The sequence below is a fragment of the Phenylobacterium sp. genome (assembly GCF_037138395.1).
In the GTDB taxonomy this organism is placed as follows: domain Bacteria; phylum Pseudomonadota; class Alphaproteobacteria; order Caulobacterales; family Caulobacteraceae; genus Phenylobacterium.
Map to the genome: position 1 here is coordinate 1 of NZ_JBAXIM010000120.1, position 7,754 is coordinate 7,754.

7 protein-coding genes are annotated in these 7,754 nt (G+C 70.8%); 1 reads left to right on the forward strand and 6 read right to left on the reverse strand.

What is annotated here, in order from left to right; genetic code table 11:
- From WCJ52_RS09855 to WCJ52_RS09875, 5 genes are all read right to left on the reverse strand, one after another.
- On the reverse strand, positions 1 to 752 hold a 752-nt coding region (locus WCJ52_RS09855), incomplete at its 3' end, for a F0F1 ATP synthase subunit A (RefSeq protein WP_336903131.1).
- 16 nt (positions 753 to 768) lie between these two features.
- On the reverse strand, positions 769 to 1,125 hold the full coding sequence (locus tag WCJ52_RS09860) for a F0F1 ATP synthase assembly protein I (protein ID WP_336903132.1): 357 nt from the start codon (positions 1,123 to 1,125) through the stop codon (positions 769 to 771).
- A gap of 198 nt (positions 1,126 to 1,323) precedes the next feature.
- Entirely contained in the window at positions 1,324 to 4,767 is a 3,444-nt protein-coding gene (locus WCJ52_RS09865) for an AAA family ATPase (protein ID WP_336903133.1), read from the reverse strand.
- Positions 4,768 to 4,785: 18 nt separating this feature from the next.
- Positions 4,786 to 5,391 carry a DsbA family protein gene (locus tag WCJ52_RS09870; RefSeq protein WP_336903134.1) on the reverse strand — a complete coding sequence of 202 codons (606 nt, stop codon included), beginning with the start codon at positions 5,389 to 5,391 and terminating at the stop codon, positions 4,786 to 4,788.
- Between the two features lie 76 nt (positions 5,392 to 5,467).
- A complete protein-coding gene (locus tag WCJ52_RS09875; protein WP_336903135.1) occupies positions 5,468 to 6,028 on the reverse strand; it encodes a DciA family protein in 561 nt (186 codons plus the stop codon).
- 94 nt (positions 6,029 to 6,122) lie between these two features.
- Between WCJ52_RS09875 and mutY the strand changes: the two genes are divergently transcribed.
- Positions 6,123 to 7,184 carry an A/G-specific adenine glycosylase gene (gene mutY / locus WCJ52_RS09880; RefSeq protein WP_336903136.1) on the forward strand — a complete coding sequence of 354 codons (1,062 nt, stop codon included), beginning with the start codon at positions 6,123 to 6,125 and terminating at the stop codon, positions 7,182 to 7,184.
- Here mutY and WCJ52_RS09885 read toward each other — a convergent pair.
- The coding region (locus WCJ52_RS09885; RefSeq protein WP_336903137.1) for an MFS transporter at positions 7,141 to 7,754 on the reverse strand (614 nt) is incomplete at its 5' end. The genes mutY and WCJ52_RS09885 overlap by 44 nt on opposite strands.

Below are 7,754 nucleotides of genomic sequence, written 5' to 3' on the forward strand. Positions count from 1 at the left end.
AGGTTGACCACGTCGTTCAGGTAGACGCAGGTCAGAACCGCAAAGACGAAGGCCTGGAGGAAGCCCACGAGGAATTCCAGCGAGGTCAGGGCGACGACCCCCACCAAGGGCAGGACGGAGCCTACGATCCCCACCGCGCCCATGGCACTGAGCGAAACGACGAAACCGGCGAAGACCTTCAGGGCTACGTGGCCGCCCAGCATGTTGCCGAACAGTCGTAGGGCGAGGGTCACCGGGCGGAGGAGGAAGGAAATCACCTCAATCGGCACCACCAGGAGGAGCATATACCAGGGCACGCCCGCCGGGACGAAGAGCTTGTACATGTTGGCGCCATTCCGAGCGAAGCCAACGATGAGCACGATCAGGAAGGTCATTACCGCCAGGGTGGCGGTGACCGCCAGCTGGGAGGTGGCCGTGAAGGCCAGGAAGAGGCCCAGCATGTTCATCGACAGGATGAACAGGAACAGTGAGAAGATGTAGGGGAAGAACTTCCGGGACTCGGGACCGATGATCCCCGCCGCCATGTCATCGATGTAGCTGAAGATACCTTCGGCAATCAGCTGCGTTCTGCCAGGCACCACGGCGGCGCGGCTTGTTGAGACCGTGAAGAAAGCGATGACCAGGCCCGCGGCGATCATCATCGCCAGGACCGAGTTGCTCAGCGACAGGTCAAGTGACAAGCCGCCGGGAAGAGGCACCACGGGCCCCTGAAGACCCTTGTGGATCTCGAACTGTTCCATCGGGCTGGCCATGCCGCCACGAACTCCTTCAATCGTCCTCGTCCTCAGCGTCGTCGGGCAGGTCCCGCGGAGGGCCCCAATCCCGCGCCGCCTCGGCGCTGTAACTCCTGGCCGACCGAACGGCCATCCAGATCGAGATGGCGAAGCCCCCCAGGACCCCGACGATCATTCCCCAGGGTGCCGAGTCGACAAGGAAGTCGACCACCGCCCCGAACCCCAGGCCCACGAAAACCCCGCCAAGAAGCAGGGCCATGATCCGGTATCCATACCCCGTCGCCTGGGCTCCATGGTCCGGAACCTCCCGCGTGGTGCGCGCTTCGAGGGCCGCGGCCTGCTCGTCAAGCCGACGAATGGCCTCTTCCCTCGATGGATCCGATCCTGGCATGGGTCACACGGTCTGACGGCCCCCTGGCGGAGGCCAGGACCCCGGGCTGGATTTCGGGCCGGAACCTATAGAAGCGGTTGCAGTGCGTCAAGGCTGGGTGGGTACCTTTTAACACATTGAAATCGAATAGAAATTTGACCCTTAAAGGGGGTCGGGAGCCCGGCCATCTCCCGCCGTCCGGGGATTCCCGCGATCGGGCTACTCCGCCGCCAGGGCCTCGGCCTGCCGCAGGTCCACGGAAACCAGCTGCGAGACCCCCCGCTCGGCCATGGTGACCCCGAACAGCCGGTCCATCCGCGCCATGGTGACGGGGTTGTGGGTGATGGCGATGAAGCGGGTGCGGGTCCGCTGGCGCATCTCGTCCAGCATGTTGCAGAACCGGTCGACATTGGCGTCGTCGAGGGGGGCATCCACCTCGTCCAGGACGCAGATCGGGGCCGGGTTGGCCAGGAAGACAGCGAAGATCAGGGCGCAGGCGGTCAGGGCCTGCTCCCCGCCGCTCATCAGGCTCATGGTCGCCATGCGCTTGCCCGGAGGGCAGGCGAAGATCTCGAGCCCCGCCTCGAGCGGATCCTCGGACTCCACCAGCCTCAGCTCGGCCTGGCCGCCCTCGAACAGGGCCTGGAAGAGGGCCTGGAAGTGGCCATTGATGACATCGAAGGCGGCCAACAGCCGCTCGCGGCCCTCGCCGTTGAGTTCGTCAATGCCCTGGCGCAGCTTGCCGATGGCGCCCGACAGGTCGGCCTGTTCGGTGCGCAGGGTGTCGAGACGCTCGGCGTACTCCCGGCTCTCCTCCTCGGCCCGCAGGTTGACTGCCCCCAGGGCTTCACGCTGGCGCTCGAGGGCGTAGAGGTGGGACTCGATCCCGCCAGCCTCCGACGGGATGGCCACGGCCTCATCAGCCAGGGCCCGGGCCAGGGCCTCGGGCTCGACCTTGGCTGTCTCGCGGATCTGGCCGGCAATCTCGGCGAGCCGTTCGTGGGCGGCCTCCAGCCGGGCGTCCAGCCCCGCCCGCCGCTCGCGGACCTCCGAGGCTGCAGAATCGCAGGCGCGGGACTCTCGGGTGGCCTCGGCGCGTTCGGCCTCTGCAGCGGCCAGGGCGTCCCCGGCCACCGCCCGCCGGGCCTCGGCCTGCCCCAGATCGGAAAGCAGGGCCTGGAGGCGCTCGGCGTGGGTCGAGGGCTTTTCCCGGGCCGCGTCCAGGGCATCGAGGGCCCGGGCGCGCTCGGCGACCAGTCGTTCCAGGCGGGTCTCCGCGGCGGCAGACCGGCGCGACCAGTCCTGGCGTTCAGACAGGACCCGGTCCAGCTGGCGCTGGCGGCCCTCGCGCTCGCGCACCTCGGTGTCGAGGGCGGCCCGGGCCTGGGCGGCGGCCTCGACAGCCGGTGCCGTCAGGGCTCTTGCAGCCTCGAGCCGGGCGGCGGCGTCGCTCTCGCCGCCCAGGGTCGCGGCCTCGGCCTCTGCGGTCGCCAGGACGGTCTCGGTCTCTACGCGCTCGGCGTCAAAACGCCGGATGGTCTCGTCGAGGGACTGGCGCTGGGCGTCCCGGCGCGCGGCCTCCCGGTCATGGCGTTCCCGGGCCTGCCGGGCCTGGGCGAGGGCCTGCTCGGCCGCCGCCGGCTGGCGTCGGGCCTCGCGGACCGCCTGCTCGGCTGTGGCGAGGCGTTCAGACGCCGTGCGGGTTGTCGTCGCCGAGGCCTCCGCCTCGGGGCGGAGGTCGCCCAGCATGGCCTCCAGCTCCGCGAGCCGGGCCCTCTGGGCCATCCGGACGGCAGCAGCGCGGGGGGCGTCGGCCCGGGCGGTGAAGCCGTCCCATCGCCACAGGTCGCCCTCGCGGGAGACCAGGCGTACGCCTGGCGCCAGGCTGCGGGCCAGTCGGTCGCCATCCTCGCGCCGGACCAGGCCCACCAGGGCCAGGCGCGCTTCAAGGGCACCCGGCGCCCGGACCCGGGCGGCGAGGGGCTCTGCGCCTTCCGGAAGCTGCACATCCGGCTTCGCCGCGCCGCCCCAGAAGGCCGGTGCTGAGGGATCAAGGGCCGCGTCCAGGTCATCGCCCAGGGCCGCCGCCAGGGCCGCCTCCAGGCCCCGTTCGGGAAGGATGGAATCCACCGCCGGGGCGTACCCTTCCGATCCGCCATCCTCGAGAAGCCGGCTCAGTCCCCGGGCCTCGGCCTCGGCGACGTCGAGCCGGGCCCGCACTTCGCGTACGGCAGATTGGGCTTGGGACTCCAATTCGGCGGCGGCAGTCCGCACGGTCTCTGCCGCTTCCAGCTCGGCGCGGACGGCAGCGAGCCGGGCTTCGGCCTCCGCCAGGGCCTGGGTCGCGGCAAGGGCCTCTGGGCCCTCGTCTCCCGACAGGGCTTCGCGCTCGCGCTGGGCCTGCTCCAGGGCCCTGCGGGTCCGGGCCACCCGGCCCCGGGCCTCCTCGACCCGCGCCTCGGCCGCCCGCCGCCCGGCGGACTCCGCGGCGACCCGGGCGGTCAGCGCCTCGACCTCGGCCTGGGCCTGGTCGCGTTCGGCCTCCGTGCGCCGCAGGGCGGCCTCGAGTTCCGGTCCCCGCAACGGCGCCGCGGCGATTTCCGCTTCCAGCCGGGCCACTTCCACCGCAAGGCGGGTGAGGGCTTCGGCGGCGTCGGCCGAGTCCTGGGTCTCCCGGGCCCGGTCAGTGTCGATCCGGGCGATGTCGGCCTCAAGCCGCCGGACCTCGTCGGCCAGGGCCTCGGCCTCGCGTTCCAGGCGGTCGCAGTCGATGGCCAGCTTGTTGAGCACGGCTGTGGCCAGGGTCTCGGCATCCCTCAGGGCGGGCATGGCGGCCTCGGCCCGGGCCGACCGGGCGCTCGCCGCCGCCGCTGCCCGCGCCGTGTCCTCGACCCCCTGGACGGCGTCCCGGGTCTCGGCGGAGAGCCGGGCGACAGCCTCGCCAGCCTCGCTCCACCGGGCATACAACACCGCCCCCTGGAGGGTCCGGATTTCGGCGGACAGGCGGCGGTAGCGCTCGGCGTTTCGCGCCTCTCGCCTCAGCCGGTTCAGGGCCGATTCCAGCTCCCGGGCGATGTCGTCCAGGCGCGAGAGGTTGGTCTCGGCCGCCCGGAGCCTCAGCTCGGCTTCATGCCGCCTGGAGTGGAGGCCCGAAATCCCGGCCGCCTCCTCGAGGATCATGCGCCGGTTCTGGGGCTTGGCGGCAATCAGTTCCGAGATCTGACCCTGGCGCACCAGGGCCGGGGAATTCGATCCGGTCGAGGCGTCGGCAAACAGCAGCTGGACGTCCCGGGCACGCACCTCCCGGCCGTTGATCCGGTAGGTCGATCCCTCACCGCGGTCGATCCGGCGGACCACTTCCAGCACGGGGCTGTCATTGTAGGCGGCGGGTGCGCGCCGCTCTGCATTGTCGATCGTCAGCACGACCTCGGCGTGATTGCGCGAGGCGCGGCCTCCCGAACCGGCGAAGATGACGTCATCCATCCCACCGGCCCGCATGGCCTTGGCGGAATTGGCACCCATCACCCAGCGCAGGGCCTCCAGCAGGTTAGACTTTCCGCAGCCGTTCGGTCCGACGACACCCGTGATCCCGGGCTCGATGCGAAGCTCGGTCGCTTCGACAAAGGACTTGAAGCCAGAGAGCCTGATCCGCTGGAACTGCACCTTTCTGACCGGTTTCCCTTACTTCGAGGCTTCGGCGACGGCTTTTTCCAGTGCCGCCAGGCTGATTTCACCCGAGCCCACGGACTTGCCGTTGATGAAGAAGGCGGGGGTGCCGGTGATCTTGTCCTGCTTGATCGCCCGTTCGACCCGGGCGTTCAGGGCCTTGAGCGCCGTCTCGTCGGTGATGCAGGTGTTGAACTGGCTCTCGGTCAGCCCCGCCGACTGGGCGACGCGCAGGAGGACGCCCCGCATGTCACCGGTCTGGAAGATCTCCTGCTGGCTGCGGAAGATGGCGTCCAGCACGCTGAAATACTTATCCTTGCCGGCGCAGCGCGCCGTGAGGAACCCGGCCGCCGCCAGCTCGTTGGGCGGGGTCAGGAATTCCTTGAGGGTGTAGTGGACCTTGCCGGTGTCGATGTACTTGGCCTTGAAGGCCGGCAAGACCGTATTGTTGAAGGTCGCGCAGTGACTGCAGCTGGCGGAGGCGTACTCAACCATCTTCACGGCGGCCTTGGGGTCTCCCATCGTCATGTCGTCGGTGGAGGTTGCCGACCCGCGGCTGCAGGCCGCCAGGAGGAGGACGCCGGCGACGGCGATCAGGGCGAGGGGGCTAAAACGGGACATGCGACCTCCAGAAAATAGCAGGGACAATAAATAAACCCCGATTCTTACGCGTCCGGGACCGCGTGGAACCGTGGGATCAGGCCCCGGGGGGCGGGTTTCTGTGGACGGACCGGCCCAGGGACACCAGGGCGCGCTTCAGCCGCTCGCTCCGGGCCGGCTCGGCCGCCTCGGCCAGGGCAGCCTCCACGGCGGCGTCGAGGGGCGGCGGTCGCCGTCGCGAGGGCGCCTGTCCAGGTGGGCTGGAGCCGGTCCCGCGCAGGGGCCCCTGGACCACCCGCAGCCTTCCGGCCGCGCCGGTGCCGAGGAACAGGTTCACCCGGTCAAGGATCTCTGCGCTGCGGTGCTGGATCAGGGTCGCGGACGGCCCGGCGACGCGGATCTCCAGCACGCCCTGGGCACCGCCCCGGGGGGATGAGACCCGGACCGGCTCCGTCCGGCGGGCCAGGTCGGCCCCGACGATCTCGGCCCACCGGGCCTGCAGGGCCGCAGGGCCCTGGCCGAACCGGGCGTCCAGCGACTTGAGCAGGGGCGCAAGGCTGCGGCCAGCCGGCGGGGGCGCACGCCGGGCCGGACGCGTCCTGCGCCGGGTCAGGATCTCGGCGGCCTCGGCGGCAGTGGGCAGTTTGCGGCTCGGCATGAAAGGCAGTCTAGCCCGCCCCCGGCCCTGGATACGAGTCCCGATCCGGCGCCAGCGCCCTTCCGCACGCCCGGAAACCCATTAGGCTTGGACAATGGATTCCAAGCGCTTCCAAAGCCGCCTTCTCGACTGGTACCGGGCCTCCGCCCGGGACCTGCCCTGGCGGCGGGCTCCAGGACCGGGTCCGGGGGCGGGAAACGCGCCGGCACCGGATCCCTACCGGGTCTGGCTGTCCGAGGTCATGCTGCAGCAGACTACGGTGGCGCACGCGACCCCCTACTATGCCGCTTTCCTTTCCCGCTGGCCGACGGTCTGCGACCTCGCCGATGCCGAAGACGCAGAGGTCATGGCGGCCTGGGCGGGCCTTGGCTACTACGCCCGGGCCCGCAATCTCCTGGCCTGTGCCCGGGCGGTCCGTGACCGTTTCGACGGCCGCTTCCCGGACACCGAGGCGGGCCTGCTGAGCCTGCCGGGCGTGGGCCCCTACACGGCCGCGGCAGTGGCCGCCATCGCCTTCGACCGTCCGGCCAATGTGGTGGACGGCAATGTCGAGCGGGTCATGTCGCGGCTCTTTGCGGTCGATACTCCCCTGCCTGCAGCTCGCCCGGAATTGCGGACCCTGGCCGCTGGCCTGGTCGACGCCGGGGCGCCGGGGGACTGGGCCCAGGCCCTGATGGACCTTGGCGCCACGGTCTGCCGTCCCCGCTCGCCGCGCTGCGACCTCTGTCCAGCGACGGAGGATTGCGCCGCCCGGGCGTCGGGCACCCCTGAGACCTGGCCCCGGAAGTCCGCCCGCGCCGCGCGACCCAAGCGGGCCGGCGTCGTCTTCGTGCTGAGGCACGGCGATGGCGTCGCGGTGGTCCGCCGGCCGCCCCGGGGCCTGCTGGGCGGCATGTTGGGCCTTCCGACCACGGACTGGACGGCGTCAGGTCCCGACGCGGCGGCGGTCGCAGCGGCGGCGCCCGCAAGGCTCCACTGGCGGGAGGCCGGCACGGTAGATCACGTCTTCACCCACTTCAGCCTGGAGCTGAGGGTGCTGGCCGCGGAGGGTCTGGCGAGCGATTTGGACTGGCTTTCGGTGGACGCCCTGGGCGACCTGCCGAGCGTCTTCCTCAAGGCGGCCCGACGGGCTCTGGCGATGCGCGACGGGGAATGAGGAGGGTGGTCAGGGCCAGGCCCGTGACCGAAATACAGATCGCCGACAGGGGGATACCCGGCACCCCCAGGCTCGCCAGGGCGAAGCCGCCGACGGCCGATCCCAGGGCCTGGCCCATCGAGTTGACCGATCCGTTGACCGCCATGGCAAGGGGTGCGCCCTGGCTGGTCTGGAGGATCCGCGAGGACAGGACCGGCATCAGCGAGAAGAGCGAGGTCGAGGCCGTCAGAATGGCGAGGGCCACCAGCAACTGGCTGGGAAGTCCGGGCGGCGTCAGGTGGTGGGTGGCGGCCAGGTGCAGGCTCATGGCGACGAGCTGGCCCAGGAAGCAGACGATGAGCCATTCCTTGCCCTCCCCCCGGTCGCCCGCGCGGCCGCCCAGGTACAGGCCGGCGATCGAGCCCAGGCCGATCACCATCTGGAACAGGCCGACCCCGGCGCCCGTCACCCCGGCCCCGACCCGCACCACCGGAGCGATGAACAGGTTGACGGTCATGTTGGCGGCAAAGGACAGGAAGGTTGCCGCATAGAGGGGCAGCAGGGGCGACAGGGCGATGCGGCTGCCGGGGG

Coding starts and splice junctions, on each gene's coding strand:
- mutY (WP_336903136.1), top strand. CDS start 6,123: ATGGATTCCAAGCGCTTCCAAAGCCGCCTTCTCGACTGGTACCGGGCC.
- WCJ52_RS09875 (WP_336903135.1), bottom strand. CDS start 6,028: ATGCCGAGCCGCAAACTGCCCACTGCCGCCGAGGCCGCCGAGATCCTG.
- WCJ52_RS09870 (WP_336903134.1), bottom strand. CDS start 5,391: ATGTCCCGTTTTAGCCCCCTCGCCCTGATCGCCGTCGCCGGCGTCCTC.
- WCJ52_RS09860 (WP_336903132.1), bottom strand. CDS start 1,125: ATGCCAGGATCGGATCCATCGAGGGAAGAGGCCATTCGTCGGCTTGAC.